At 70.0% G+C, this 25193-nt stretch carries 24 protein-coding genes; 14 read left to right on the top strand and 10 right to left on the bottom strand.

The window, feature by feature from the left end; genetic code table 11:
- Positions 1–3 precede the first annotated feature (3 nt).
- The 4 genes from ACFFII_RS08645 to napH are packed head-to-tail and all read left to right on the top strand — an operon-like array spanning position 4 to position 3685.
- A complete protein-coding gene (locus ACFFII_RS08645; protein ID WP_377698489.1) occupies positions 4–879 on the top strand; it encodes a methylamine utilization protein MauJ in 876 nt (291 codons plus the stop codon).
- Positions 873–2072 carry a cytochrome-c peroxidase gene (locus tag ACFFII_RS08640; protein WP_377698488.1) on the top strand — a complete coding sequence of 400 codons (1200 nt, stop codon included), beginning with the start codon at positions 873–875 and terminating at the stop codon, positions 2070–2072. The genes ACFFII_RS08645 and ACFFII_RS08640 overlap by 7 nt, the downstream gene beginning before the upstream one ends.
- Positions 2073–2099: 27 nt before the next feature.
- Positions 2100–2762: a ferredoxin-type protein NapG gene (gene napG / locus ACFFII_RS08635; protein WP_377698487.1), complete on the top strand. Its 663-nt coding sequence runs from the start codon at positions 2100–2102 to the stop codon at positions 2760–2762.
- Positions 2759–3685, top strand: coding sequence for a quinol dehydrogenase ferredoxin subunit NapH (gene napH / locus ACFFII_RS08630; RefSeq protein ID WP_377698486.1), 927 nt, complete (start codon positions 2759–2761; stop codon positions 3683–3685). Before napG ends, napH begins: the two co-directional genes overlap by 4 nt.
- Here the strand turns inward: napH and ACFFII_RS08625 are convergent.
- On the bottom strand, positions 3645–4460 hold the full coding sequence (locus tag ACFFII_RS08625) for a CoA transferase (RefSeq protein WP_377698485.1): 816 nt from the start codon (positions 4458–4460) through the stop codon (positions 3645–3647). The two genes, napH and ACFFII_RS08625, sit on opposite strands and share 41 nt — an antisense overlap.
- Before the next feature lie 120 nt (positions 4461–4580).
- Here ACFFII_RS08625 and ACFFII_RS08620 point away from each other — a divergent pair, with 120 nt between their 5' ends.
- Both ACFFII_RS08620 and ACFFII_RS08615 read left to right on the top strand, forming a co-directional pair.
- On the top strand, positions 4581–5330 hold the full coding sequence (locus tag ACFFII_RS08620; protein ID WP_377698484.1) for an SDR family oxidoreductase: 750 nt from the start codon (positions 4581–4583) through the stop codon (positions 5328–5330).
- A 1-nt stretch (position 5331) separates the two neighbouring features.
- A complete protein-coding gene (locus ACFFII_RS08615; RefSeq protein ID WP_377698483.1) occupies positions 5332–6237 on the top strand; it encodes a 2-dehydro-3-deoxygalactonokinase in 906 nt (301 codons plus the stop codon).
- Between the two features lie 190 nt (positions 6238–6427).
- Here the strand turns inward: ACFFII_RS08615 and ACFFII_RS08610 are convergent, their stop codons facing one another.
- From ACFFII_RS08610 to ACFFII_RS08590, 5 genes are all read right to left on the bottom strand, one after another.
- A complete protein-coding gene (locus tag ACFFII_RS08610; protein ID WP_377698482.1) occupies positions 6428–7162 on the bottom strand; it encodes an SDR family oxidoreductase in 735 nt (244 codons plus the stop codon).
- Entirely contained in the window at positions 7159–7923 is a 765-nt protein-coding gene (locus ACFFII_RS08605; protein WP_377698481.1) for a GntR family transcriptional regulator, read from the bottom strand. Before ACFFII_RS08605 ends, ACFFII_RS08610 begins: the two co-directional genes overlap by 4 nt.
- Positions 7920–8891, bottom strand: coding sequence for a D-erythronate dehydrogenase (gene denD / locus ACFFII_RS08600; protein ID WP_377698480.1), 972 nt, complete (start codon positions 8889–8891; stop codon positions 7920–7922). Before denD ends, ACFFII_RS08605 begins: the two co-directional genes overlap by 4 nt.
- Before the next feature lie 54 nt (positions 8892–8945).
- Positions 8946–10088: a fumarylacetoacetate hydrolase family protein gene (locus tag ACFFII_RS08595; protein WP_377698479.1), complete on the bottom strand. Its 1143-nt coding sequence runs from the start codon at positions 10086–10088 to the stop codon at positions 8946–8948.
- 65 nt (positions 10089–10153) lie between these two features.
- A complete protein-coding gene (locus ACFFII_RS08590) occupies positions 10154–11401 on the bottom strand; it encodes an SMP-30/gluconolactonase/LRE family protein (RefSeq protein WP_377698478.1) in 1248 nt (415 codons plus the stop codon).
- A 121-nt stretch (positions 11402–11522) separates the two neighbouring features.
- Between ACFFII_RS08590 and ACFFII_RS08585 the strand changes: the two genes are divergently transcribed.
- The 4 genes from ACFFII_RS08585 (at position 11523) to ACFFII_RS08570 (ending at position 15584) form a co-directional block, all read left to right on the top strand.
- Positions 11523–13304, top strand: coding sequence for an IlvD/Edd family dehydratase (locus ACFFII_RS08585; RefSeq protein ID WP_377698477.1), 1782 nt, complete (start codon positions 11523–11525; stop codon positions 13302–13304).
- A gap of 30 nt (positions 13305–13334) precedes the next feature.
- Positions 13335–14069, top strand: coding sequence for an SDR family oxidoreductase (locus tag ACFFII_RS08580; RefSeq protein WP_377698476.1), 735 nt, complete (start codon positions 13335–13337; stop codon positions 14067–14069).
- Positions 14069–14836: an SDR family oxidoreductase gene (locus ACFFII_RS08575; RefSeq protein WP_377698475.1), complete on the top strand. Its 768-nt coding sequence runs from the start codon at positions 14069–14071 to the stop codon at positions 14834–14836. Before ACFFII_RS08580 ends, ACFFII_RS08575 begins: the two co-directional genes overlap by 1 nt.
- Before the next feature lie 82 nt (positions 14837–14918).
- Positions 14919–15584: a GntR family transcriptional regulator gene (locus tag ACFFII_RS08570; protein WP_377698474.1), complete on the top strand. Its 666-nt coding sequence runs from the start codon at positions 14919–14921 to the stop codon at positions 15582–15584.
- A gap of 93 nt (positions 15585–15677) precedes the next feature.
- Here the strand turns inward: ACFFII_RS08570 and ACFFII_RS08565 are convergent, their stop codons facing one another.
- From ACFFII_RS08565 to ACFFII_RS08550, 4 genes are all read right to left on the bottom strand, one after another.
- Positions 15678–16553 (bottom strand): carbohydrate ABC transporter permease, encoded by an 876-nt coding sequence (locus ACFFII_RS08565; protein ID WP_377698473.1) that lies wholly within the window; start codon positions 16551–16553, stop codon positions 15678–15680.
- A gap of 10 nt (positions 16554–16563) precedes the next feature.
- On the bottom strand, positions 16564–17499 hold the full coding sequence (locus ACFFII_RS08560) for a carbohydrate ABC transporter permease (protein ID WP_377698472.1): 936 nt from the start codon (positions 17497–17499) through the stop codon (positions 16564–16566).
- A gap of 53 nt (positions 17500–17552) precedes the next feature.
- Entirely contained in the window at positions 17553–18881 is a 1329-nt protein-coding gene (locus tag ACFFII_RS08555) for an ABC transporter substrate-binding protein (RefSeq protein ID WP_377698471.1), read from the bottom strand.
- 64 nt (positions 18882–18945) lie between these two features.
- Positions 18946–20004: an ABC transporter ATP-binding protein gene (locus ACFFII_RS08550; RefSeq protein WP_377698470.1), complete on the bottom strand. Its 1059-nt coding sequence runs from the start codon at positions 20002–20004 to the stop codon at positions 18946–18948.
- 254 nt (positions 20005–20258) lie between these two features.
- Between ACFFII_RS08550 and ACFFII_RS08545 the strand changes: the two genes are divergently transcribed.
- The 4 genes from ACFFII_RS08545 to uvsE all read left to right on the top strand — a co-directional run bounded on the left by ACFFII_RS08545 (position 20259) and on the right by uvsE (position 25099).
- Positions 20259–21914 carry an alpha/beta hydrolase gene (locus ACFFII_RS08545; protein WP_377698469.1) on the top strand — a complete coding sequence of 552 codons (1656 nt, stop codon included), beginning with the start codon at positions 20259–20261 and terminating at the stop codon, positions 21912–21914.
- A complete protein-coding gene (locus ACFFII_RS08540) occupies positions 21911–22762 on the top strand; it encodes a dienelactone hydrolase family protein (RefSeq protein WP_377698468.1) in 852 nt (283 codons plus the stop codon). The genes ACFFII_RS08545 and ACFFII_RS08540 overlap by 4 nt, the downstream gene beginning before the upstream one ends.
- A 158-nt stretch (positions 22763–22920) precedes the next feature.
- Positions 22921–23982 (top strand): single-stranded-DNA-specific exonuclease RecJ family protein, encoded by a 1062-nt coding sequence (locus ACFFII_RS08535; protein ID WP_377698467.1) that lies wholly within the window; start codon positions 22921–22923, stop codon positions 23980–23982.
- Positions 23975–25099 (top strand): UV DNA damage repair endonuclease UvsE, encoded by a 1125-nt coding sequence (uvsE, locus tag ACFFII_RS08530; protein WP_377698466.1) that lies wholly within the window; start codon positions 23975–23977, stop codon positions 25097–25099. The genes ACFFII_RS08535 and uvsE overlap by 8 nt, the downstream gene beginning before the upstream one ends.
- The last annotated feature ends 94 nt before the right edge of the window (positions 25100–25193 follow it).

Raw genomic sequence — 25193 nt, 5'->3', positions numbered from 1 at the left:
TCGATGTGGATCCCCTATGACATCAGCGGATCGCTGAAGGCAGCCAGCGCGCCCGAGACGATCCGGCAGTCGCGCGCCGACCTGTCGCCGCGGGTGTTCCTGGTGGGCTTCCTGCTGCGCAACCCGGTGACGCAGGCATGGGAGCTGGACCTGGTCGCGGACCCGGCCGGGACCGACCTGACCGAGGGCGACCTGCACCTGACCCTGCATGGCAACGAGGCCGGCAAGCTGGCCGAGGTGATCGTCCGCGTGACGGCCACCTCGGCCAGTGCCGCGCTGGAACGCGCCCATGCGGCGATGACCCGGCGGCTGCTGCGCTATGTGGTGGAAACCGGGCGCGGCATGGCCATCGCGGGCTGGCGGGTCGCCGACATGGCCCATGACGCCCGCTGGCGCTGCACCCCCTTCCGGCCCAGCGCGCTGACGCTGGACCATGCAAGCCTTGCGCCGATGCCGGACGACCTCGCGCCACTGGCCGAGCTGTTCCAGTCGGCCCGCGCCGCGACCGAACCCGGCGCGAGGCTGCTGGCGGCCTTCGCCCTGCTGCACGCGGCGCAGGACGGCCACCCGGCGCTGGCCCGCGCCGATGCCGCGGGCTTCCGCGTAACGACCGAGATGCTGGTCCATGCGGGCGCCGACGATACATCGCTGGCAGGGCTGGACCTGCCCGGCCTGCTGGCCGCGCTGCGCCCCTTCCACGACCGGCTGGTCGGGCCGGACGGTGTGCGGCTTCCGCTTTGCGACGACCTGCCCGCGCGGCAGCGGCTGTCGCGCATGGCGAACCTTGCCGATCTCGCCGCGCACCGGCTGCTGGCCGCCGAGATCAGGGCGCGCGGGCAGGATGCCCAGCAGCCCGCACTGGAGCCCGCGCCATGCTGAGGGCGTCGCTCGGTCTCGGCGTGCTGGTCGCGGCAGGCTGGGCCGCAGTTGCGCTGGCCGCCATCGCCGAGCCGCTCGAGAGGCGCCAGCCCGATCCCGCCCGTCTTGCCGCGCTGGGCGAGCGGCTGTTCTTCGAAACCGCGCTGTCGATGAACGGCACGCAGTCCTGCGCGACCTGCCACGATCCCGCCCGCGCCTTCACCGACCCGCGCGAGGGCCGCGCGGGCCTGGCCGTCTCGGTCGGGGACGACGGTGAGTCGCACGGCGACCGGAACACGCCGACGCTGGCTTACGCGAGCTTCAGCCCCGAGTTTCACCAGACCGCATCCGGCGACTGGAAAGGCGGGCAGTTCTGGGACGGCCGCGCCGCGAACCTGCGCGAGCAGGCGGGCCAGCCCATGCTGAACCCGGTCGAGATGGCGATGCCCGACAAGCAGACCGTGGCCGCCCGCCTTTCCGCCGATCCCGGCTACCCGGCCGAGTTCGAGGCCCTTTGGGGTCCCGGCACGCTGGACGACCCCGCCCGCGCCTTCGAGGCCGTGGCCGAGGCGCTCGCCGCCTATCAGCAGACCGAGGAATTCGCGCCCTTCGATTCCCGCTATGACCGCTGGCTGCGCGGCGAGGAGACGTTCACCGCGCAGGAGGAATTCGGCCATACCGTCTTCATCACCTGGAACTGCCGGCTTTGCCACATGAACCGCAAGCAGGGGGTGGCCGAGAACGAGACCTTCACCAACTTTGAATATCACAACATCGGCGTGCCGGTGAATCCCGCCGCGCGGGACGCAAGCGGGCTAGGCCCCGATCACGTGGACCTCGGGTTGTCCGCCCATCCCGGCATCGACGATCCCGCGCAGGACGGCCGCTTCAAGGTGCCGACCCTGCGGAACGTGGCCGTGACCGGGCCCTACATGCACAACGGGGCGTTCCAAGACCTGCGCACGGCCATCGTCTTCTACAACAAGTACACGAGCCGCCGGAAACACGCGGGTATCAACCCCGAGACGGGCGAGGATTGGGGGCCGCCCGAGGTGGACGCGAATCTCTCGCTGACCGAGCTTGAATCGGGACTGATGGTGGATGACGCGCGGGTCGATGCGCTCGTCGCCTTCCTGGAAACGCTGACCGACCGCCGCTACGAGCCGCTGCTGGCCGAGCAGAAGGCTGCCCGCGCGACCGCGCAAGAGGATTGAACCGGCGAAACCTTGGGGAGGGTGACGATGGCCGGACCACGCAGGATCACCCGCCGCGCCGCCCTGGGCGAGGTCGCCCGCGCAGGCGGCGCGGCTTGCCTGGCCGGGCTGTCGCTGACGGCGCTGGTCAGCATGGCCAGCCGCGCCGATGCCCGGGCCCTGCGGCCCCCCGGCGCGCTGCCGGAAGACGACTTCCTCTCGGCCTGCGTCCGCTGCGGCCTTTGTGTCGAGGCCTGCCCTTATGACACGCTGTCCCTGGCCGAGTGGGGCGACGAGGCCGCCGTGGGCACCCCCTTCTTCACCCCGCGCGACGTCCCCTGCTTCATGTGCCGCGACGTGCCCTGTGCGCGGGCCTGTCCCACCGGCGCGCTCGACCGCGAGATCCCGGACATCAGGCATGCCGACATGGGCGTGGCTGTGCTGGTGGGGCACGAGACCTGCCTGAACTACAAGGGCCTCAACTGCAGCATCTGCCACCGCGTCTGCCCCATCCGCAACGAGGCGATCACGCTGGAAAAGGGCGAGATCGACGGCCGCGCCGTGGTCCTGCCGGTGGTCCATTCCGACAAGTGCACCGGCTGCGGCACCTGCGAGAAGCATTGCGTCACCGGCCATGCTTCGATCCGCGTGCTGCCGCGCGACCTCGGGCTGGGAGGCGAGGGCCGCAACCGCGCCGGGCGGGCCACATGATCGGGCGGCTCGACCTCGACGCGCGGCGGCAATCAGTCGCGGCGCGGGGCTGGTGGCGGTCTCACAAGTGGTGGCTGCTGCGGCGGACGAGCCAGGTCGCCGTGATGGCGGTCTTCATGCTGGGGCCGTGGCTGGGCATCTGGCTGGTGCGGGGCAACTTCGCGTCCAGCGATATCATGGGCGTGCTGCCGCTGTCGGATCCCTACATCCTGCTGCAATCCCTCGCTGCGGGGCATGGGCTGGCGCTGACGGCGCTGGTCGGGGCAGGGCTGATCGTCGCGCTCTACGTGGTGGTCGGGGGCCGCGCCTATTGCAGCTGGGTCTGCCCGGTCAATGTCGTGACCGACAGCGCCCATTGGCTGCGGGAGAAGACGGGCCTCACGCGGGACCGCAAGCTCGGCCGCCGGACACGGGTGGTGATCCTGCTAGCCACGCTGCTGGCCGCCCTGCTCACCGGGCGGATCGCGTGGGAGTTCGTGAACCCTGTCAGCATGATGCAGCGGGGGCTGATCACCGGCGTGGGCCTCGGCTGGGGACTGGTGGGGGCGGTCTTCCTGCTGGATCTGTTCGTCGCGCGCCGGGCCTGGTGCAGCCATCTCTGCCCGGTGGGCGCCTTCTATGGGCAGATCGGGCGCTTTTCGCTGACCCGCGTGGCCGCGACCCGGCGCGCGGCCTGCACCGACTGCGCGGCCTGCTTCAACATCTGCCCCGAGCCGCATGTGATCGCGCCTGCCCTGAAGGGCACAGGCAGCCCGGTGATCCGATCCGGCGACTGCCTGAACTGCGGGGCCTGCATCGATTCCTGCCCCGTGGACGTTTTCCGCATGACCCACCGCTTCGCGGGGGTCGAGGAAGGCGCAACCCCGGCGCCGCGGAGAGCGGTCACACCGAGAACGGCTCCAGCGGCAGGTCCCGTTCAGTAGCCAGCGCGCGGCATTCCTCGGCGGTCAGCCCGGCGAAGAAGCCGGGGATGTCATCCCCCGCAACCTCGGCCAGTCGCGCCGAGAAGTGCGGCTCCAAGGCAGCGCAGGCGACCAGCCCGTCGCGAAGGCGATGGATGGCGTAATCCGGCAAGGCGCCGGAGAGAAGCCCGCCATCGACGGTGATCCCATGGCGCACCGGCGCGGCGAAGCGTTCCGCTGCCTGCCGCAGCCCGACGACGGCATGGCGCTGGGGGCGGCCCCGTTCGCGCGCCAGCAGCAGGATGACGGCGGCGCGGGCGGCGGCCTCGGCCCCGGCCATGTCGGCGATCACCGTGCGCGGCATCCGCCCGTCCAGCAGCCCGGCCGAGGCTTGGTAGGTCAAGTCGTGGCCGGGCACGTCCGGGGCCTCCTCGTCGCCCACGATCTCGACCCAGGCGAGGCGCGGGTTGACCTGCGCCAGCGCCGCTTCGGTGATCCCCAGCCGCCCAAGGGCCGAGCGGCGGTGGCTGGAGATCAGCAGGTCCGCGCCCTCCAGCAGCGCGCGGAACCGCGCCTGCCCTGCGTCGGAGCGCAGGTCCACCGTTTCGGTCCGGGCGGCGCGGTTCAGCTCGGCATACCATTGCGGCATCGCATGGCCCGTCATGTCGCCCGAGGGCGGCTCGATCTTGATCACCGCCATGCCCTGTGCCGCCAGCAGCGCGGCCGCAGCCGGGCCGGGCACGTTGGCGGCCATGCAGACGGCGGTCAGGCCGGACAGCGGCAGGTCGTCGGACATGGAAGCGGGCCTTTCCTTGCTTGGCCGCAGCTTGTCACGCCACCGGGGCGCAAGGCAACCAAGGTCGCCCTTGCGCCGCGGTGGCAACGGTGCATCCTTCGGCGCAAACAGGGGGACGGCATGGCAGGACGGCTGGAAGGCAAGCGGATTCTCATCACGGCGGCGGGCCAGGGGATGGGCCGGGCAGCGGCGATCGCCTGCGCGGCGGAAGGCGCGCGGGTGCTGGCGACCGACCGTGACGCAGGCCTGCTGGAGGATCTGGCCGCGCAGGGGATCGAGACGGCCGCGCTGGACGTCACCGACGCCGGAGCCGTGCGGGCGGTGGTCGGGGGTGCGGGCGACCTGGACGGGCTGTTCAACTGCGCAGGGATCGTGGTGAACGGCACGCTGGCCGACACCGCCGAGGCCGAGTGGCACCAAAGCTTCGACGTGAACATCCATGCCATGTTCCACGTCACGCGCGCGGCGCTGCCGGGACTGTTGCGGCGGGCCGAAGCGACGGGCGCGGCCTCGGTGGTCAACATGGCCTCGATGGCGTCCAGCGTGAAGGGATTCGCCAACCGCTGCGCCTATGGGACAACCAAGGCGGCGGTGATCGGCTTCACCAAGTCGATCGCCGCCGATTACGTCCGGGCGGGGCTGCGGGCCAATGCGCTGTGCCCCGGCACGGTGGACACGCCTTCGCTGCGGGGCCGGATCGCGGCGGCGGCGGACCCTGTCCAGGCCGAGCGCGACTTCATCGCCCGCCAGCCGATGGGGCGGCTGGCCCATGTGGACGACCTCGCCCCGATGGTGGTCTATCTTCTGTCCGACGAAAGCCGTTTCATGAGCGGCCAGGCGGTGCTGGTCGACGGCGGGGTCACGATCTGAGATGGACAGGCCCGACTGGATCGCCGTCGACTGGGGTACGAGCCGACTGCGCGCCTGGGCCATGGGCGCAGACGGCCGCCCCCTGGCGCAGGCGGACTCCGCCCAGGGCATGGGCGGGCTGGCCCCGGACGCCTTCGAGCCCGCGCTGCTGGCGCTGGTCGAGCCCTGGCTCGACCCCGACCGGGTCACGCCCGTGGTGGCCTGCGGCATGGTCGGCGCGCGTCAGGGCTGGGTCGAGGCCGCCTATCGCGCGGTTCCCTGCCCACCGCTGGGCCCGCCCCTGGCGCAGGCACCCGCGCGCGACGGGCGCATCGCAGTTTCCATCGTGCCGGGACTGTCGCAGACCCACCCCTCGGCCGACGTGATGCGGGGCGAGGAAACCCAGATCGCCGGCGTCATGGCCGCCGCCCCCGACTGGGACGGCGTCATCTGCCTGCCCGGCACGCACAGCAAATGGGCCGAGGTCTCGGCGGGCGAGGTCGTCAGCTTCCGCAGCTTCCTGACGGGCGAGCTGTTCGCCTGGCTGTCCACGGGCTCGGTCCTGCGGCACGGGATGGCGGGGGAAGGCTGGGACGAGGCCGCCTTCGACGGCGGGGTTTCGGACGGCATGTCCCGCCCCGAGTGGCTGACCGCGCGGCTGTTCACCCTGCGGGCCGAGGGGCTGCTGGCCGGACTGCCGCCGGACGCCGCGCGGGCGCGGCTGTCGGGCCTGCTGATCGGCACGGAACTGGCGGCGGCCAGGGCCTGGTGGCTGGGGCGCGACGTGGTGATCCTGGGCGAGGGCACGCTGGCCGGGCTTTATGCGCGGGCGCTGGGCGCGCAGGGAGCCGCCGCACGGCAGGTCCCGGCCGAGGACGCCGTGCTGGCGGGACTGGCCCGCGCCCGGGCGCTTGCGGGCCGGGCCTGAACTGCAACCTCATCGGCAAGGGCGCCGGTCAATGCCATGGCCGGGGCTGATGCCTCGAACCCTACCGAATGGACAGGGCAGGCTTCGGGGTCGGCGGTGTCCTTTCCCGTCGTGGCCAGACGCCCGAGCAGGGGGCAAGGGCGGCGGCCGGGATCGCCGCCGCTCATGACTCCGCGATGGCGGGGCGCGCTCAGTAGGTCGCGCGTCCCCCCGACAGGTCGAAGACCGCGCCGGTCGAGAAGGCGCAGTCCCCGGACGACAGCCAGGCGACCATGGCCGCCGCCTCGGCCGGTTCCAGAAAGCGCTTCATCGGGATCTTCGACAGCATGTAGTCGATATGCTCCTGGCTCATCTGGTCGAAGATGGGGGTGCGCGCGGCCGCCGGGGTCACGCAGTTCACCAGCACGCCGGTTTCCGCCAGTTCCTTGCCCAGCGACTTGGTCAGCGCGATCACCCCGGCCTTGGAGGCCGAGTAATGCGCGGCATTGGGGTTGCCTTCCTTGCCCGCGACCGAGGCGATGTTGACGATGCGGCCATAGCCCCGCCCGATCATGCCAGGCACCAGCGCGCGGCAGACCACGAAGGGCGCGGTCAGGTTCACCTCCATCACCTGCCGCCAGACGGCGGGGTCCAGCTGCCAGGTGGGCGCATTGCCCCCGGTGATGCCGGCGTTGTTGACGAGGATGTCCACCGCGCCCACCGCCTCGGCCGCACGCGCCACGACATCGTCGTCGCACAGATCGACCACCCGGGCGCTGACCGCACTGCCGATCTCGGCTGCCACGGCCTGGGCGGGGCCATCCTGGATGTCCCAGATCTCGACGGTGGCGCCGCTGGCGGCCAGCCGCTCGGTGATGGCGCGGCCCAGGCCCTGGGCGCCCCCGGTCACGACGGCGCGGCGGCCCGTCAGGTCGATGCGGTTCATGTCAGCTCCTTGTCGGACGGAAGAATGGGCAGGACCGGCGGCTCGGCCGGGGACAGCACGCGGTGCAGCAGGGCCAGCTGCACCCGGTCGGCGCGTGCCCGATGCGCGAGATGCCCCGCGTGGGCCGCGGCCACGTCGCCCGACAGCACGGCGTCCAGGATCACCCGGTGCTCGGTATCCGAGGCCGCCGGCAGCGGCCGGTGCGTCAGGATCAGGCGGCGGCCGCGATATTGCAGCCCCCAGTATTCGCCGATGGTGCGCTGCAGGCGCGGGTTGCCGCACAGCCCCACCAGCGTGGAATGGAAATCGTCGTCGAGGTCCGACCAGCGGGCGATGTCGCCCTCGGCCGTGGCGCGTTCCATCTTCTGGACAAGCTGCACCAGCGCCTCGCGCGCGGCAGGCTCGACCGGGCGCGAGGCGGCCAGCGCCACCGCCCGCACCTCGAGCGCCGAGAACACGTCCAGGATGTCGCGGAAATCCACAAGCGTCAGGTCCACGACCGTGACGCCATGGCGGGGGCGGATGCTGACCAGCCCTTCCTCGGCCAGCCGGATCGCGGCCTCGCGCACGGGGGTGCGCGACAGGCCCAGAAGCGCCGCCAGTTCCGTTTCCAGCAGCGTCGTGCCGGGCGCGAGCCGCCCGGTCAGGATGCGGTAGCGCAGGTCGTGATAGGCCCGGTCGCGCGCGTTCAGCCCCGTGGCCTGCGAGGGCACCGGGCGCGGCCGGGCGGCGCGGCTGATGGCGGGGCCGCCCGGTGTCATCCGGCGGCCGCGGTGTCGCGGATATGGGCGCGGATGATGTCCTGGAAGCTCGCGTCGGCCGTGAAGCCGAGTTCGCGCGCGCGGGCCGGCTCGAAGTTGCGCGGCCACCCGGCGACGATGCCCCGGATGGTGGCGTCGGGCTCGCGCCGGATCAGGGACACGGCCTCGGGGCCCGCGACCTCGCCCAGCGCCTCGATCATCTCGCCCACGGTGACGGACAGCCCCGGCATGGTCAGGTTGCGCCGCGCGCCCAAGGTCGAGGTGTCCATAGTCGCCGCGTGCAGAAGGAATCCCGTGGCGGCGGCGGGGCTCGCAACCCAGTGGCGCACGTCGTCATCCACCGGCAGAACCGCCTCGACCCCCGCCAGCGGTTCGCGGATGATGCCCGAGAAGAAGCCCGAGGCCGCCTTGTTGGGCTTGCCGGGGCGCACGACGATGGTGGGCAGGCGGATGCCCACGCCGTCGAAGATGCCGCGCCGCGAATAATCGTTGAGCAGCAGTTCCCCGATCATCTTCTGGGTGCCGTAGCTGGTCATGGGCGCGTTCAGGAACTCGTCCCCGATCGCCTCGGGGAAGGGCGCGCCGAAGACCGCGATGGATGATGTATACACCACGCGCGGATGATAATCGTTCAAGGCGCGGATCGCCTCAAACAGGTGGCGGGTGCCGTCGAGGTTGATGCGGTAGCCCTTGTCGAAATCCGCCTCGGCCTCGCCCGAGACGATGGCGGCAAGATGAAAGATGACCTCGGGGCGATCCGCCACCAGTGCCTGGACGGTGGCGGCGTCCGAGATGTCGCCCGCCGTGACATGCACCTTCGTGCGCTCGGTCCCGCGAAGTTCGGCGGGCACGACGTCGAACAGCGTCAGCGCCTCGACGGGCCTGCCGCCGAGTTCACCATCCGCCAGCAGCCGCGCCGCCAGGTTGCGGCCGACCATGCCCGCCCCGCCCAGGATCAGAACCTTCATGCGCTTCCTCCACGCCCCTCGCTCGTGTATACATTACGAGAGGCGCGGCGGGTTTCAAGCGCCGAGAAGGCCCCGCGCGGCCAAGTTGCGCATCAGCGCCGCCGCGCCGAAGTCCCAGGGCGCGCAATCGGTGGACAGGCGCACCGTGTTGACCAGCGCGCCCAGGGCGGGCTCGGCGATGGTCACCACGTCGCCCGCGTGATGGGTAAAGCCCTGACCCGGCGCGTCCCGGTCCTGCGTCGGCGCGAAGAGCGTGCCCAGATACAGCATGAAGCCGTCGGGATACTGATGATGCCGCCCGATGGCCTGCGCCACCAGATCCGCCGGATCGCGGCTGATCTGCGCCATGGACGAGGCGCCTTCCAGCACGAAGCCATCCTGCCCTTCCACCCGCAGCGTCAGTTCGGCCCGGCGCACGTCGTCCAGGCCGTAGCTGCCATCGAACAGCCGGATGAAGGGGCCGATGGCGGCCGAGGCGTTGTTGTCCTTGGCCTTGCCCAGCAGCAGGGCCGAACGCCCCTCGACGTCGCGCAGGTTCACGTCGTTGCCAAGCGTCGCGCCCTTGATGCGTCCCTGGCTGTCCACGGCCAGCACGATCTCGGGTTCCGGGTTGTTCCAGCGGCTGATCGGATGCAGCCCCACGTCCGCGCCCCAGCCGACCGAGGCCATGGGCTGGCACTTGGTGAAGATCTCGGCGTCGGGGCCGATCCCCACTTCCAGATACTGCGACCACAGGCCCTCGGCCTTGAGAATGCGCGCGACCTCGGCTGCCCGATCCGATCCCGGCACGATCCCGCGCAGGTTGGCGCCGATGGCCTCGCCGATGCGGGCGCGGATGCCGGCGGCAAGGTCGGGATTGCCCGCCGCCTGCTCCTCGATCACCCGTTCCACCATCGAGGCGGCGAAGGTCACGCCGCTGGCCTTGATCGCCTGAAGGTCCGCGGGCGACAGCAGCCGCGCCGCATCATCCGAGGCGCCGGTGGCGGCGAAATCCGCCAGCGAGCCAAGATCGCGGCCCGCCTGCGCGTCCAGCCAGCCCAGCGGATCGTCCAGTTCCAGCAGGTCGCGCATCGTCGGCACCTCGGCCGTCGTCACATCGACCAGCCGGTCCCCGCGCCGTTCCACCAGCACCGGGCCCATGCCCGGCAGCCATGCGCGTCCGACGAAGCGGCCCTCCTCGGGCAATCCGAATTCCATGACCGCTTCCTCCCTCGCGTGTTCCGGCGCGGATGCTAGTGCAGCCGCGCGCGGTGGCAAGCGGATCAGGAGGGGCCGGCGCCTTGGGTGGCGGTGTGGACGGCATAAAGCGACTGGCTGGCCGCCATGAACAGCACGTTCCGCTTGGGCCCGCCGAAGCAGAGGTTCCCGCAGACTTCGGGCAGGCGGATGCGGCCCAGCAGTTGCGCCTCGGGCGACCAGACCGTCACGCCGTTGTAGCCCACGGCGCGGCCCGCGTTGCTGGACGCCCAAAGATTGCCGTTCACGTCGCAGCGCAGCCCGTCGGGGGCGCATTTCACCCCGTCCACCATGCAGTCGGAAAAGACGCGCGGGTTCGACAGCACGCCATCCGCCACGTCATAGACGAAGATCTCGCCCGTGCCGCCCTGCCCGTTGTCGCCCGGTCCGGCGCCGGTGCTGGCGACGTAAAGCCGCGTGTGGTCGGGCGAGAAGCACAGCCCGTTCGGGTTCGCCACCTGGTCCTGGGTGCCCACGCGGGTGATCGCGCCGTCCGGGGCGACGCGGTAGATGCCGTGGTCCATCTCGCGCACGGCCTCGCCGATCTCGGGCGGCTGGCCCAGGCGGTTGTTCAGAAGCCCGTCCGGGTTCGACCGGCCGCCGGGCGCATCGGGGGCGCCTTCGTAAAGCTGGCCGCCATAGGGCGGGTCGGTGAACCACACGCTGCCGTCGCTATGCTCCACCACGTCATTGGGGGAATTGAAGCGCTTGCCCTCGAAGCGGTCGGCCAGGATCGTGACCGAGCCGTCCAGTTCATAGCGGACGACCCGCCGCGTCAGGTGCTCGCAGGACAGCTGCCGCCCTTGCCGGTCGAAGCTGTTGCCGTTCGAGTTGTTGGAGGGCGCCCGGAACACGCTGACATGGCCGTCGTCGTCCAGCCAGCGCATCTGGCGGTTGTTCGGGATGTCCGACCAGACAAGGAACTTGCCGACCCCGTTCCAGGCCGGGCCTTCCACCCAGAGCGCGCCGGTCCACAATCGCCGGATCGGGGCATTGGGCTGGGCAAGGCCATTGAAGGACGGATCGACTGCGATCACGTCGGGGTCCCAGAAATACACGTTCGGGGCCGCATCGGGGGCAAAGCTGCGCGGCGGCGTGGTGACGGTGCTGGGGGGCTCGGGCGTCTGCGCCGCCTGCGCCAGCACCATCTGCGGCGCAACCATCGCCGCCGCGGCGCCAAGGCCGATGCTGCGCAGCGATTGGCGCCGGCTCATCCCCTGCGATGGCGGGACCGGCGTGGCATCGGGCAGGGCAGGATCGTTCTGGATCAGCATCGTCACCTCCTCGTCGAGTCATGCGGTGCCGGGTGGCCCGCTTTACAGGGCTTTCGGAAATGGTATACCAGAATCATGCCCCGGTAAATCGCAAGGGCGATCCACCAGCCAGGAGACGCTCATGGGCGACACGCGCGCCAACAAACGCTTCCGCAGCCAGGAATGGTTCGACAATCCGAACAACCCCGGCATGACGGCGCTGTATCTGGAACGCTACCAGAACAGCACCTTCACCCGCGAAGAGCTGACCGCCGAGCGCCCGATCATCGGCATCGCCCAGACGGGCAGCGACATTTCCCCCTGCAACAAGATCCATGTCTTCCTGATGGACCGGATCAAGGCGGGCATCCGGGACGCGGGGGGCATCCCGATGGAGTTTCCGGTCCACCCGATCCAGGAAACCGGCAAGCGCCCCACCGCGGCGCTGGATCGCAATCTCGCCTATCTGAGCCTCGTCGAGGTGCTGCACGGCTATCCCATCGACGGCGTCGTGCTGACCACTGGCTGCGACAAGACCACCCCCGCGATGCTGATGGGGGCGGCCACCGTGGACATTCCCGCGATCACGCTGAACGGGGGGCCGATGCTGGACGGCTGGTGGCAGGGCCGCCGCGCAGGCTCGGGCACCATCGTCTGGGAAAGCCGCCGCCTGCTGGCCGAAGGCAAGATCGACTACCCCGAGTTCATCGAGCGCGTCTGCGCCTCGGCCCCGAGCCTGGGCCATTGCAACACCATGGGCACGGCCTCGACCATGAACGCCATGGCCGAGGCCCTTGGCATGTCTCTGCCCGGCTGTTCCGCCATCCCCGCGCCCTTCCGCGAGCGGATGAGCATGGCCTACCAGACGGGCCGCCGGATCGTGCAGATGGTGCTGGATGACCTGAAACCTTCGGACATCCTGACGCGCGAGGCTTTCGAGAACGCGATCCGCGTCAACACCGCCATCGGCGGGTCCACCAACGCGCCGCCGCACCTGCAGGCCATCGCGCGCCACGCGGGTGTCGATCTGGACGTCAAGGACTGGGAAACCGTCGGCTTCGACCTGCCGCTGCTGGTCAACATGCAGCCTGCCGGGGAATACCTGGGCGAAAGCTTCTTCCATGCGGGCGGCGTCGCGGCCGTCATGGGCGAGCTGCAGGAAGCGGGCCTTCTGCACGAAGGCGCCATGACCGTGACCGGCAGGCCCGTGGGCGAGAATGTCGCGAGATACCGGTCCACCGACCACAAGGTGATCCGTCCCGTCAGCCAGCCGATGCGGGAAAAGGCGGGCTTCCTTGTCCTCTCGGGCAACCTCTTCGACAGCGCGCTGATGAAGACCAGCGTGATTTCCAGGGACTTCCACGACCGCTTCCTGTCGGACCAGGGCCGCGAGGGCATCCACGAGGCGCGCGCCATCGTCTTCGAAGGCCCCGAGGATTACCACGAGCGCATCAATGACCCAGCGCTGGCGATCGACGACCGCTGCATGCTGTTCATCCGCAACGTGGGCTGCGTCGGCTATCCGGGCTCGGCCGAGGTGGTGAACATGCAGCCGCCGGACGCGGTGCTGAAGGCCGGGATCAACCACCTGCCCACGGTGGGCGATGGGCGGCAGTCGGGAACCTCGGAAAGCCCCTCGATCCTGAACGCCACGCCCGAGGCGGTGGTCGGCGGCGGCCTTGCCCTGCTGCAGACGGGCGACCGGGTGCGGCTGGACCTGAACGCGCGCCGGCTGGACGCTCTGGTGGACGAGGCTGAATGGCAGGCCCGGCGCGACGCCTGGACGCCGCCCGAGCTGGTCAACCAGACCCCTTGGCAGGAGATCTATCGCAAGACCGTGGGCCAGCTGGCGCAGGGCGGCTGCATCGAGCTTGCCACCGCCTATCGCCGCGTGGCGCAGTCGCTGCCGCGCGACAACCACTAGGCGGCACTTCAACAAGAAAAGGGACAGGGCATGGACAGGACCATCCTCATCACCGGGGCCGGCAGCGGCATCGGCCGGGTCACGGCGCGGACCTTTCTGGACGCCGGCTGGCGCGTGGGCCTGATCGGCCGACGCGAGGACGCCCTGCGCGAGACGGCGGGCGACAGCGCCGCGCTGGTCCTGCCCTGCGACGTCTGCGACGCCGATGCAGTGGACGCGGCCTTCGACCGGGCCGTGGCCGAATGGGGCCGGGTGGACGTGCTGTTCAACAACGCGGGCACGGGCCTTGTCCCCCAGACCCCTGACGAGATCCCGGCCGACGAATTCCGCCGTGTGATCGACGTCAACGTCAACGGCGTCTTCATCTGCGCCCGCGCGGCCTTCCGGGTGATGCGGGCACAGGACCCGCAGGGCGGGCGGATCATCAACAACGGCTCGGTTTCGGCCCATGCGCCGCGTCCGGGGTCCATCGGCTACACCGCCTCGAAGCACGCGGTGACGGGGATCACGCGCTCGATTTCTCTGGACGGGCGGCCCTTCAACATCGCCTGCGGTCAGATCGACATCGGCAATGCCCTGACCGACATGGCGGTGGCGATGACCAGGGGGGTTCCGCAGGCGGACGGCTCGACCAAGGTGGAACCCGTGATGGACGCGCAGGTGGTGGCCGACACGGTGCTGCACATGGCCTCCCTTCCTGACGGCGCGAATGTCCAGTTCGTCACCGTGATGGCGACCAACATGCCCTTCATCGGGCGCGGGTGATGTCGCTGAAGCTCTTCGACCTGACAGGCCGGCGCGCGCTGGTCACGGGCTCGTCCCAGGGGATCGGCTTGGCGCTGGCCCGCGGCCTTGCCGGAGCGGGCGCGGCACCCGTGCTGAACGGGCGCGATCCGGCAAGGCTGGACGCAGCGGCCAAGGCGCTGCAAGCCGAGGGCTTCAATGTCGATACCCTCCCCTTCGACGTGACCGACCACGCCGCCGCCCGCGCGGCGGTGGACCGCTTCGAGGCCGAGACCGGCCCCATCGATATCCTGATCAACAACGCGGGCATCCAGCACCGCGCCCCGCTGGAGGAGTTTCCCGCCGACGCCTTCCAGCGCCTTTTGCAGACCAACGTCGCCAGCGTCTTCAACGTGGCGCAGGCCTGCGCGCGGCACATGATCGCGCGGGGACGCGGGCATATCGTCAACATCTGCTCGGTGCAAAGCGCATTGGCCCGCCCCGGCATCGCGCCCTACACGGCGACCAAGGGCGCGGTGGCGAACCTGACCAAGGGGATGGCCACCGACTGGGCGCGCCACGGGCTGAACTGCAACGGCCTCGCTCCCGGCTATTTCGACACGCCCCTGAATGCCGCGCTGGTAGCGGACCCGGCCTTCAGCGACTGGCTGTGCCGCCGCACGCCCGCGGGCCGCTGGGGCCGGGTCGACGAACTGGTCGGCGCCGCGATCTTCCTGTCCTCGGACGCGGCATCCTTCGTGAACGGCACCGTCGTCTATGTGGACGGCGGCATCACCGCCTCGCTGTGAAAGGGATTGCCATGCGGGACCTGAAGCGGCGGAACCTTCAGGCGGTGCCGTCGGACCGGCCCGCCCTGATCGCGGTCAACTGATGTCTGACCCTGCGCCCGAGACCGCCACCTTTCCGGCCGCCATCGCGGCGCGGCTCCGGCGCGAGATCCTGACGGGCGTCCTGCCTCCCGGCAGCCCGATCAAGGAACGCGACCATGCCGAGCGGCTGGGCGTCAGCCGCACGCCGCTGCGCGAGGCGGTCCGCATCTTGGCAAAGGAGGGGCTGGTCACGCTGCGCCCCCTGCGCAGCCCGCTGGTGGCCGATCCCACCCGCGACGAGGCCCTGGACGAGGTCGCCGTGCTGCGCCAGCTGGAACTGTTCGGCGCCGACCTTGCCTGCCGGAACGCCACCGGCGACGAGATCGCCGCCATCGCCCGCCTCAGCGAGACGGTCGAGCGCAACCATGCGGGCGGCGACGCGGTCGAGGTCTTCGACCTGGACATGCAGATGCACCGGCTGATCGTGGCGGCCGGGCACAATGCGGCGCTGGCCCGGACACATGGCGAATACCTCGCGCGCCTGTGGCGCATCCGCTTCATGTCGGCGCGGCAGCGCACGGATGCCGACCGCGTGCTGGCCGACCATCGCGGCATGGTCGCGGCGCTGGCGGCCCGGGACGCCGGGGCGATGCGGCGGCACATGGAAAGCCACCTCGACGGGCTGGTGCGCAATGTCGAACGCCACTTTGCCGAAGCCCGCCCCTAGACCTCGATCCGTGCGCCCCCGCCCCGATCACCCGCCGGGTGACGCCATGGCCCGCGCACAGGACGGCAAGAGCGGCCCCCTTGGGGAACACCGCTATTCCTTGACCGCCCCCGTCATGGACGAGACGTAGTAGTCCACGAAGAAGGAATACAGGATCACCACCGGCAGGGATCCCAGCAGCGCTCCGCTCATCAGCGCGCCCCATTCGTAGATGTCGCCCCGCACCAGTTCCGTCAGCACGCCCACGGGCACGGTCTTGTTTTCGGAACTGGAGATGAAGGTCAGCGCATAGATGAACTCGTTCCAGGACAGCGTGAAGGCGAAGATCCCGGCCGAGATCAGCCCCGGCACCGCCAGCGGCAGGACGATCTTTGTCAGGATCTGCCAGCGGCTCGCCCCGTCCACCAGCGCGGATTCCTCCAGCTCGTAGGGGATCGACCGGAAATAGCCCATCAGCAGCCAGGTGCAGAAGGGGATCAGGAAGGTCGGATAGGTCAGGATCAGCGCCAGGCGCGAATCGAAGATGCCGACCTGGAAGACAATAAAGGCCAGGGGGATGAACAGGATCGAGGGCGGCACCAGATAGGCCAGGAAGATCATCAGCCCCGTGATCCGCGAGCCCTTGAAGCGCAGCCGCTCGATCGCGTAGGCCGCGAAGACCGAGGCCACCAGCGAGATCGCCGTCGAGGCGACCGAGACGATGATCGTGTTCCACATCCAGCGCGGATAGGTCGTCTCGAACAGCAGGTAGCGCATGTGGTCCAGCGTCGGCCCCACGACCCAGAAGGGACTGTGGTTGGCATAGTCCGTCAGCTGGTTGTCCGGCTTCACCGCCGTGATCGCCATCCAGTAGAACGGGAACAGCAGCACGAAGACAAAGACGAACAGCGGCAGCCAGACGGTCAGGATGCGCCGGGGCAGGCTTTCGTATTGGTCAAGGCCGACGGCATTGTCTTCGGTTTGCGCCATTTTGGCCTCCTCAATCGTTGCCCTGCTGCCAGCGGCGGCGCTGCAGCCCGAAGAAGCTGAACAGGATCGCCGCCAGCAGGAAGGGGATCATCGCCACCGCGATCGCCGCGCCCTCGCCCAGCTGACCGCCGGGGATCGCCCGCTGGAAGCTGAGGGTGGCCATCAGGTGGGTGGCGTTCACCGGGCCGCCGCGCGTCAGCACGTAGATCAGCTGGAAGTCGGTGAAGGTGAACAGCACCGAGAAGGTCATCACCACCGCGATGATCGGCGTCAGCAGCGGCAGCGTGACCTTGGTGAAACGCTGCCAGCTTGTCGCGCCGTCGATGGCCGCGGCCTCGTTCAGCGACTGCGGGATGGTCTGCAGCCCCGCCAGCAGCGAGATCGCCACGAAGGGGATGCCGCGCCAGATGTTGGCCGCGATCACCGACCAGCGCGCGTTCCACGGGTCGCCCAGGAAGTTGATGGGCTGGTTGATGATCCCCAGCTGCATCAGCGTCCAGGAGATGATCGAGAACTGGCTGTCGAAGATCCACCAGAAGGCCATGGCCGACAGCACCGTGGGCACGACCCAGGGCAGCAGGATGATGGCACGGAAGAAGTTCTTGAACGGCAGGTGCCGGTTCAAGAGCAGCGCGAGCCAGAGGCCCAGCGCGAATTTCGCGATCGAGGCAAAGGCCGTGTAGAAGATCGTGTTGAACACCGCCAGCCAGAAGACCGGATCGTCGAAGAGCCACTGGTAATTTTCCAGGCCCACAAAGATGCCGGGCTGCCCGATCTTGGTGTCGGTGAAGCCCAGCCAGACCCCCAGTCCCAGCGGATAGGTCAGGAAGAACAGCAGGAAGATCGCCGCAGGCAGCATGAACAGGAAGCCCAGGCCATTGCGGCTTTCGGACAGGCGGCCGAGTCGGCGCCTGCGGGGCGCCTGTGTTTCGAGCGTGGCGGTCATGGTCCCTCCTGAAAGGAAGGAGCCGGCGGCTCAGGCCCGCCGGCCCCGGGGGATCAGCGGTAGTAGCGCTGCAGGCGCCGTTCGGCGTTGGCGATGGCGTCCTCGGTCGAGCGCTGGCCTGTCACGGCCTCGGCGAACATGTCCACCAGCACATAGTCGGCCATGGCCCCTGCCGATGCCGGCCCCAGCGGCCCGGCATAGCCGTTCACCCGCAGCGACTGCGACGCCTTGGCATAGGGCGCGTGGATCGGGTTCGAGGTCCAGACCGGGTTCGCCTCGAACTCGCGCAGCGACTGGCAGCAGTAGGCACTGGCCGCCTCCAGCCAGCGGTTCATGTTCTCGGACCGGAACATGAATTCCAGATAGGCCTTGGCCGCGTTCGGGAACTTGCAGTGGTTGAAGATCGAGATCGTCGAGGTCTGGTGCAGCTCGACTGACTGCCCCACAGGACCGATGGGCAGGTTCACCGTGCGGATGTCCTGCGCGATCTCGGCCATCGCCGGGTCCTTCATCGCGGCGTAATACAGCGAAACGCCGTTGGCGGTCAGGGACACCTCTCCGGCCAGGAAGGCGCGGTTGTTGTTGATGTCCAGCCAGCTTTCCGTGCCGGGGATGAAGGTCGCGTAAAGCTGCTTGGCATATTCGATCGCGGCCGCCGTCTCGGGGCTGTTGATGACGACCTCGCCCGCCTCGTTGACCGTCTGCCCGCCATGCGACCACAGCAGCCAGTGGGCATAGTTGTTGCCGTCGCCCACCGCCTTGCCATGCGGGAAGCCCGCGGGGGTGCCCTTTTCCTTCAGCGCCTGGCAGAGCTTCAGGAAGCCGTCGGTGTCGGTCGGGAACTCGTTGAAGCCCACGGCCTTCATGTGGCTGTCGCGGTAGCAGATCGCGTTGCCGATGGCGCAAAGGGGGGTCGAGATCCACTTGCCGTCCTGCTGGCCATAGGCCGCAAGCCCCTCGTAGAAGCCGCCGTGGCGTTCCGACAGCATGGTGCAGAGATCGGTGACGTCCACCAGCTTGTCGGGATACTGGAAGGGGTCGTCGAACCAGCTCATCACCATGTCGGGGCCGGTGCCCACGTTGGCGGCCACGGCGGCCTTCGGGCGCACGTCCTCCCAGCTTTCCTGATCGATGGTGACTTGCACACCGGTCGCCTCGGTGAAGGCCTGGGTGTTGGCGTTCCAGGCGTCCTCCTCGCCCTTGACGAAGGGCACCCAGCGCAGCAGGCGCAGGGACGCGCCCTCCTCGGGGGTGAACATGGCGGCGCTGGCTGGGGCCGCGGCCTGGGCCGCCGCGCGGCGGGCGCCGAAGGGGCCGATCAGGGCGCCGGCGGCAGCCATCGCGGCCGTGCCCTTGAGCAGCGTTCTGCGGTCGATGGTCATTCACTCTCCTCCTCTGTCTTCCCCTTGGCGCAGGCTCCTCTTCCGGCGCGGCGGGGTTGTTATGTCAGGCGGTCAGGCGCTGCCCTCCCTCGGCGTCGAACAGGTGGACGGCGGCAGGGTCGATGGCGATATCGAGCGTCCCGCCCGGAGCCACGCTGATGCGGTCGCGGAAGACGCCGGTGATCGGGGTGCCGCCCATGCGGCCGACGACATGGGTCTCGGCCCCCGTGGGCTCTGTCACCTCGACGGTCAGGGGCACGGACCCGCCCAGCCGCATCGCCTCGGGGCGGACGCCGTAGATCAGGGGCTGGCCCGCGCGCGCGCGGCCCGTGTCGGCCACGGGCAGGCGGGTGCCGTCGGCGGCTGCGAAACTGCCGTCAGGGGCAAGCGTGCCGCGGATCATGCTCATGGCCGGGCTGCCGATGAAGCCCGCGACGAACAGGTTGGCGGGGCGGTCGTAAAGCTCCAGCGGCGCGCCGATCTGTTCCACCCGACCGTCGTGCATGACGACGATCTTGTCGGCCATGGTCATCGCCTCGATCTGGTCATGGGTGACATAGACGGTCGTCGTGCGCAGCCGCTGGTGCAGGTTCTTGATCTCGGTCCGCATGGTCACGCGCAGCTTGGCGTCCAGGTTCGACAGCGGCTCGTCGAACAGGAACACCTGCGGGTCGCGGACGATGGCGCGGCCCATCGCCACGCGCTGGCGCTGGCCGCCGGACAGCATCCGGGGATAGCGGTCCAGCAGATGCGCAAGCCCCAGGATCTCGGCCGCGGGGCGCACCTTGTCGGCGATCGCCGCGCGCGAGGCACCCGCGAGCTTCAGCGAGAAGCCCATGTTCTCGGCCACGGTCAGGTGGGGGTAGAGCGCGTAGTTCTGGAACACCATGGCGATGTCGCGGTCCTTGGGCGGCAGGTCGTTGACCACCCGCCCGCCGATCAGGATGCGTCCGGCGGTGATATGTTCCAGCCCCGCCAGCATCCGCAGCAGCGTGGACTTGCCGCAACCCGAAGGGCCGACCAAGACGACGAACTCGCCTTCCTCGATGCCGATGTCGACGCCGTGCAGGACCTCGTGCGAGCCATAGGACTTGCGAACGCCGTCGATCGTCACCGAAGCCATGCACACCCCCTCCCAAAGGTATTCATTGCAAGGATGCTAGGCGCGGAGACTTCCGGCTGGCAAGAGTTTTGTTGGTCTGCACAGGCGTGCTGCCGCTTGCACATCAATGTATACAAAAGCGCCACAGCCTTCCGGTGGCGCCATGCCGAGGCCCAGGCGACACGGGCCTGCCCTGCCACGGTCGCGTGATCTTGCGCTGTCATCGGCGCGGAAAGCTGCCAAACCTGAGGGCGACCGAAGCACAGGCGGACCGAATGCACCGGCGGCGATTTCTCGACGTATCCCATTTCCCGCTTTATCTGGGGCTGGCCTTTTTCGCAGCCTCGCTCACGCCTTCGCTGATCCCGCGCGGCTGGCTCGTGCAGGGTGTGCTGGGCGGGCTGGTGGCGGCGCTGGGCTACATGCTCGGGCGCCTGCTGGTGACGCTGTGGCGCGCGCTGGACCTGCCCGCCCCGGGCGGCCGCGCCGCGACGGCCGCGCATCTGCTGGCCGGGGTCCCGGCGCTCACGCTGCTGGTCTTCTGCCTGGCGCGGGCGCGGGACTGGCAGAACGGCATCCGCAGCCGCATGGGGATGGAGCTGCTCGACAGCGTGGACGTTCCGAACATGGCCGTGGTGGCGCTGCTGGTCTTCGCGGTTCTGATGCTGATGGGGGCGCTGGTGCGCTGGGCCTTCGACCGGCTGCGGGCATGGCTTTACCGGCACATGCCGCGGCGGACGGCGGATGTCTCGGGGCTGCTGCTGGTGACGCTGGCGCTTGCGGTCATCACCCGCGACGGCGTGCTGGACCGCGTGATCCGCGGGCTGGACCAGTCCTATACCGCCGCGCAGGAGCTGTTCGACACCGCGCCCCCGCCGCCCGGCGATGCCCGGGTGCCGGGCAGCGCGGCCTCGCTGATCGACTGGGGCGCAATGGGCCAGCCGGGGCGGAACTTCGTCACCCAGGGGCCGGATGCCCGTGCCATCGCGGCCTTCGCGGGACGGCCCGCCCTTGACCCGATCCGGGTCTACGTGGGCTTGGCCGAGGCCGACAGCGCACAGGGTCGCGCCGAGCGCGCCCTGGCCGAACTGCTGCGCCTCGGCGCCTTCGAGCGCGAGGTTATGATCGTGGCCATGCCCACGGGGACCGGCTGGCTGGACCCGGGCAGCTTCGATGTGGTCGAATACATGCATGGCGGCGACATCGCGACGGTGGCTGTCCAGTATTCCTACCTGCAGTCGCCGATGGCGCTGCTGCTGGAAACGCGCGCGGGCCTCGACCAGGCGCGGGCGCTGATCGGCACGATCCACCGCCACTGGCGCAGCCTGCCGCGCGACCGCCGGCCGCGCCTGTATGTCCACGGGCTGAGCCTCGGGGCCTGGGCCTCAATGTATGGCACGGATCTCTTCGCGCTGCTCGACGACCCCATCGACGGCGCGCTGTGGGCGGGGCCGCCCTTCCCCTCGGCCCGCTGGAACGAGGCCATGGCCGAGCGCCGCCCCGGCAGCCCCTATGTCGCGCCCCGTGTGGGCGAAGGACGGCTGATCCGTTTCGCCAGCCATACGCAGGATGCGGGCGGCCCGCAGGGCTGGGGCGACATGCGGCTGATGTTCCTGCAATATTCCAGCGACCCCATCGTCTTCTACGAGCCCGCCTCGCTGTGGCGCGCGCCCGCCTGGATGCGCGAGCCCCCGGCGCCCGACGTGTCGCCCGACCTCAGCTTCACCCCCGTGGTGACGCAGTTCCAGCTGGTCGTGGACATGATCCTGGCGACCAGCGCCCCGGAAGGCCACGGCCATTCCTATTACGCCCGCGACTATATCGGCCCCTGGGTGGCCGTGACCGACCCCGAGGGCTGGACCGCCGAAGACAGCGCCCGGCTGGCCGTCCGCTGTGACAAGGGGTTCCAGCAGGGATGCGACAACGGATGAGAAGGGCGCTGCTGATCGCCGCCGCGCTGGCGGTCCTGATCCTGGCGGGGCTGGGCGCCAACACGGCGCGGCACTGGGCCGGGCTGGCCGGCCCGACCGAGGCCCCTGCCCTGCGCCGGGCGGAACTTGCGCCCTTTTGGCGCGTCGTGGCACCTTTCCCGCGCGCAGCCGAGACCGGGGGCGCGGTGCTGCTGTCGGGCTGCGACGGCGTCCACGACAACATGGACTTCTGGGCCGGCCGCCTGGCCGCACAGGGATACCGGGCGCTGATCCTGGACAGCCACCGTCCGCGCGGGCTCGACCGCTTCGAGGCCTGGCGGCTGGTCTGCGCGGGGCAGGCGCTGCCGGGGGCCGAGCGGGCGGGCGACCTGGCTGTCGCGCTGGCCGACCCGGCACTGCCCCAGGGCGGCAGGGTCGTGCTGGGAGCCTCGCATGGCGGATGGACGGCGACGGAATTCCTGCGCCTTGCCCTGACCGGGCAGGCCCCGCCGGGGCTGGGGGGCTGGCCCTCGCATCCCAAAGGGCTGCTGCGCGGGCTCGACGGGGTCATCCTGCTTTACCCTTATTGCGGGCTGCTGAACGGCGCGGACGAGGGCGACTGGAACGCCGCCCCGCCGATCCTGATGATCCTGGCCGCCGAGGACCGCATCATCAGCACCCCAACCTGCGAGGAGATGGCCGACCGCCTGCGCGAGAGGGGCGCGCGCATCCGGGTCGAGGTCCTGCCCGGCGCCGACCACGGCTTTGACCAGCGCGAGCGCTCGGCCCTGTCCCCCCTCAGCTTCGACGCGGCCCTGCGGGACCGCACGGCCCGCGAGGTTGAGGAGTTTCTGGAAAGCCTGGACTGAAGGGTGGCGGGATTGTGCCCTTGCCTTGGTGGGACCAGGGGCAGTGCGGGGATGCGGCCCACCGTTCGTCGGAAAGAGCTTTGCCGCGGACGATGCCCGGAACGCCATCAACGACCATCAGGACATGAAACCTCCTGCGGCCTGCACCGTTGAGGACCATGCCCTGCCCGCCCGTCCAGACCCCCGCCGATGCAAGCGCCGCCTTTAGGGCCGCGCTGGAACGCTTCGCCCCGGATCGGCGCCCGCTGATCCTGGGCCATTTCGACGCGGACGGGCTGTCGGCCACGGCAATCCTGTCGCGGACGCTGGAACATGCAGGCCAGCCCGCCGACATCCGCATCCTGGGCAAGGGCGAGAACCCATGGTCGCCCCCGCTTCAGGGCGAACTCGAAGCGCGCCGCCCCGGCGGGCTGATCGTCACGGACCTCGGCGTGGGCGAGGGCGAGATCCTGCGGGGGACGCCGACCGTGCTGATCGACCACCACGTGCCCCGGGGCACCCCCGGCGAGGCGGTGGTGATCACCGGAAACGGCCGGCGGCCCGAGCCGACCTCGTCGCTGCTGGCCTGGTGGTGCGTGCAGGCGCTGGATCCGCCCGGTGACCTGCTGTGGCTTGCGGCGCTGGGGCTGGTCGGCGACATGGCCGAAGGGGATTTCCCCGAACTGACCGAGGCGCAGGGGCGCTACGGCAAGACCGCGCTGCGCGATGCCGCCTCGCTGGTCAACGCGCCGCGCCGCACCGCCTTGGCCGACCCTGCGCCCGCGCTGGCGCTGCTGCTGAGATGCAGTTCGCCCAAGGAACTGCTGAAGGGCGGACATCCCGAGACTGACCAGTTGCTTGCCGCCAAGGCCGAGGTCGCGGCGGCGCTGGAAGGCGCGCGGCGCGTGCCGCCCAAGGTGCGGGGCGACGTGGCGCTGATCCGCTTTTCCTCGCCCTGCCAGATCCATCCGCTGGTCGCGCAGTCCTGGCGCTGGCGGCTGAAGGACAAGATCGTGCTGGCCGCCAACACCGGCTATCGCCCCGGCTGGGTCCATTTCGCCGCCCGCAGCGCCACGGGCACCGACCTCATCCGCTTCCTGGCCGGGCACCGACCCGCGGGCGCCGGCCCCGAATACGGCGGCGGCCATGCCCAGGCCACGGGCGGGGCCCTGCGTCCCGCCGACTGGAACGACTTCGCCGCCCGGATCGGCTTTCCCGAGGAGACCCTGCCCCATGAGTGACCGCCCCCTGCGCCTGGGCTTTCCCGTCAAGGTGATGGGCAGGCCCGGCCTGAAAAGCAACGACACGCGGCGCTGGCGGCAGAACCCGCATCTCAGGACCTCGCTGGAATACCTGGACGCGATCTTCGACTATCTCGTGCAGATGGGCATCGACATGTACCGCATGTCCTCGGACCTTGCGCCTTACGCGACGCACCCCGACATGCCGCAGTTCCACGACATGGTGGCCGAAAGCGATGCCGAGCTGGCGGCGCTCGGGCGGCGGGCGCGTGAGCTCGACATCCGGCTGTCCTTCCACCCGTCGCAATTCGTGCTGCTGAACAGCCCCGATCCCTCGCTGACGGCGAAAAGCATCTGGGACCTCGCCTCGCAGGCCGAGATGCTGGACCGCATGGGCATGGGCCCCGAAGGCGTCCTCGTCACCCATGTCGGCGGCGTTTATGGCGACCGCGAGGAAAGCCGCGCCCGCTGGATCAAGGGCTACGAGCAATGCCCCGACCATGTCCGCCGCCGTCTGGTGCTGGAAAACGACGACATCCGCTTTTCCGCCGCCGACGTGCTGTGGATCCACGAGCGCTGCGGCGTGCCGCTGATCTTCGACTATCAGCATCACTGGTGCCTGAACCCCGAAGGGCTGGCGCTGCGCCCCACGCTGGAGCGTGTCCTGCGATCCTGGCCCGAGGGCGTGCGGCCCAAGATCCATTTCTCCTCTCCGCGCACCGAGATGCGCGAGATCAAGCGCAAGGTGACCGACAAGGAGCGCGAGGCGGCAAAGAGCGCGAGCCCCCGCAAGGGCGCGCTGACAAGGGGCGTGGTGAAGCCCACCTCGCGCATCAAGACGGTGCTGCTGCCGCCGGTCTGGACCGGCCACGCGGATTTCACCAACCCCTTCGAATTCGCGACCTTCATGCGCGAGGCCGAGGGGCTGGAGTTCGACGTCATGCTGGAGGCCAAGACCAAGGACCTGTCGCTTCTCAGGCTGAGATCGGACCTGTCGCGCTATGCCCCCGACGTGGCCGCCCGCTTCGGCGCGGGCCCGGCAGGCGCCGCCGTTCTGGCCGAGGAGATGCTCGACCAGGGGATGGAGGCCGAAACGGTCGGGGACGAGGACGGCTAGCGGCGGCGGGGCCTTGGCGCCGCGATCCACCCCCAGATCACCATGGCCACATAGCCCAGGCACAGCACGATCAGCGTCAGCCAGGCGAAGCTGA

The sequence above is a fragment of the Paracoccus niistensis genome (genome assembly GCF_042432925.1).
Lineage (GTDB): Bacteria > Pseudomonadota > Alphaproteobacteria > Rhodobacterales > Rhodobacteraceae > Paracoccus > Paracoccus niistensis.
Note: the sequence above shows the minus strand (reverse complement) of the source record. Positions and strands in the feature narration are given on the sequence as shown.

Coding starts and splice junctions, on each gene's coding strand:
- ACFFII_RS08625 (WP_377698485.1), bottom strand. CDS start 4,460: ATGTCCGACGACCTGCCGCTGTCCGGCCTGACCGCCGTCTGCATGGCC.
- ACFFII_RS08620 (WP_377698484.1), top strand. CDS start 4,581: ATGGCAGGACGGCTGGAAGGCAAGCGGATTCTCATCACGGCGGCGGGC.
- ACFFII_RS08575 (WP_377698475.1), top strand. CDS start 14,069: ATGTCGCTGAAGCTCTTCGACCTGACAGGCCGGCGCGCGCTGGTCACG.
- ACFFII_RS08550 (WP_377698470.1), bottom strand. CDS start 20,004: ATGGCTTCGGTGACGATCGACGGCGTTCGCAAGTCCTATGGCTCGCAC.
- ACFFII_RS08540 (WP_377698468.1), top strand. CDS start 21,911: ATGAGAAGGGCGCTGCTGATCGCCGCCGCGCTGGCGGTCCTGATCCTG.
- ACFFII_RS08545 (WP_377698469.1), top strand. CDS start 20,259: ATGCACCGGCGGCGATTTCTCGACGTATCCCATTTCCCGCTTTATCTG.
- ACFFII_RS08595 (WP_377698479.1), bottom strand. CDS start 10,088: ATGGAATTCGGATTGCCCGAGGAGGGCCGCTTCGTCGGACGCGCATGG.
- ACFFII_RS08555 (WP_377698471.1), bottom strand. CDS start 18,881: ATGACCATCGACCGCAGAACGCTGCTCAAGGGCACGGCCGCGATGGCT.
- ACFFII_RS08645 (WP_377698489.1), top strand. CDS start 4: ATGTGGATCCCCTATGACATCAGCGGATCGCTGAAGGCAGCCAGCGCG.
- ACFFII_RS08580 (WP_377698476.1), top strand. CDS start 13,335: ATGGACAGGACCATCCTCATCACCGGGGCCGGCAGCGGCATCGGCCGG.
- uvsE (WP_377698466.1), top strand. CDS start 23,975: ATGAGTGACCGCCCCCTGCGCCTGGGCTTTCCCGTCAAGGTGATGGGC.
- ACFFII_RS08570 (WP_377698474.1), top strand. CDS start 14,919: ATGTCTGACCCTGCGCCCGAGACCGCCACCTTTCCGGCCGCCATCGCG.
- ACFFII_RS08615 (WP_377698483.1), top strand. CDS start 5,332: ATGGACAGGCCCGACTGGATCGCCGTCGACTGGGGTACGAGCCGACTG.
- ACFFII_RS08640 (WP_377698488.1), top strand. CDS start 873: ATGCTGAGGGCGTCGCTCGGTCTCGGCGTGCTGGTCGCGGCAGGCTGG.
- ACFFII_RS08535 (WP_377698467.1), top strand. CDS start 22,921: ATGCCCTGCCCGCCCGTCCAGACCCCCGCCGATGCAAGCGCCGCCTTT.
- ACFFII_RS08565 (WP_377698473.1), bottom strand. CDS start 16,553: ATGGCGCAAACCGAAGACAATGCCGTCGGCCTTGACCAATACGAAAGC.
- ACFFII_RS08585 (WP_377698477.1), top strand. CDS start 11,523: ATGGGCGACACGCGCGCCAACAAACGCTTCCGCAGCCAGGAATGGTTC.
- napG (WP_377698487.1), top strand. CDS start 2,100: ATGGCCGGACCACGCAGGATCACCCGCCGCGCCGCCCTGGGCGAGGTC.
- denD (WP_377698480.1), bottom strand. CDS start 8,891: ATGAAGGTTCTGATCCTGGGCGGGGCGGGCATGGTCGGCCGCAACCTG.
- napH (WP_377698486.1), top strand. CDS start 2,759: ATGATCGGGCGGCTCGACCTCGACGCGCGGCGGCAATCAGTCGCGGCG.
- ACFFII_RS08560 (WP_377698472.1), bottom strand. CDS start 17,499: ATGACCGCCACGCTCGAAACACAGGCGCCCCGCAGGCGCCGACTCGGC.
- ACFFII_RS08605 (WP_377698481.1), bottom strand. CDS start 7,923: ATGACACCGGGCGGCCCCGCCATCAGCCGCGCCGCCCGGCCGCGCCCG.
- ACFFII_RS08590 (WP_377698478.1), bottom strand. CDS start 11,401: ATGCTGATCCAGAACGATCCTGCCCTGCCCGATGCCACGCCGGTCCCG.
- ACFFII_RS08610 (WP_377698482.1), bottom strand. CDS start 7,162: ATGAACCGCATCGACCTGACGGGCCGCCGCGCCGTCGTGACCGGGGGC.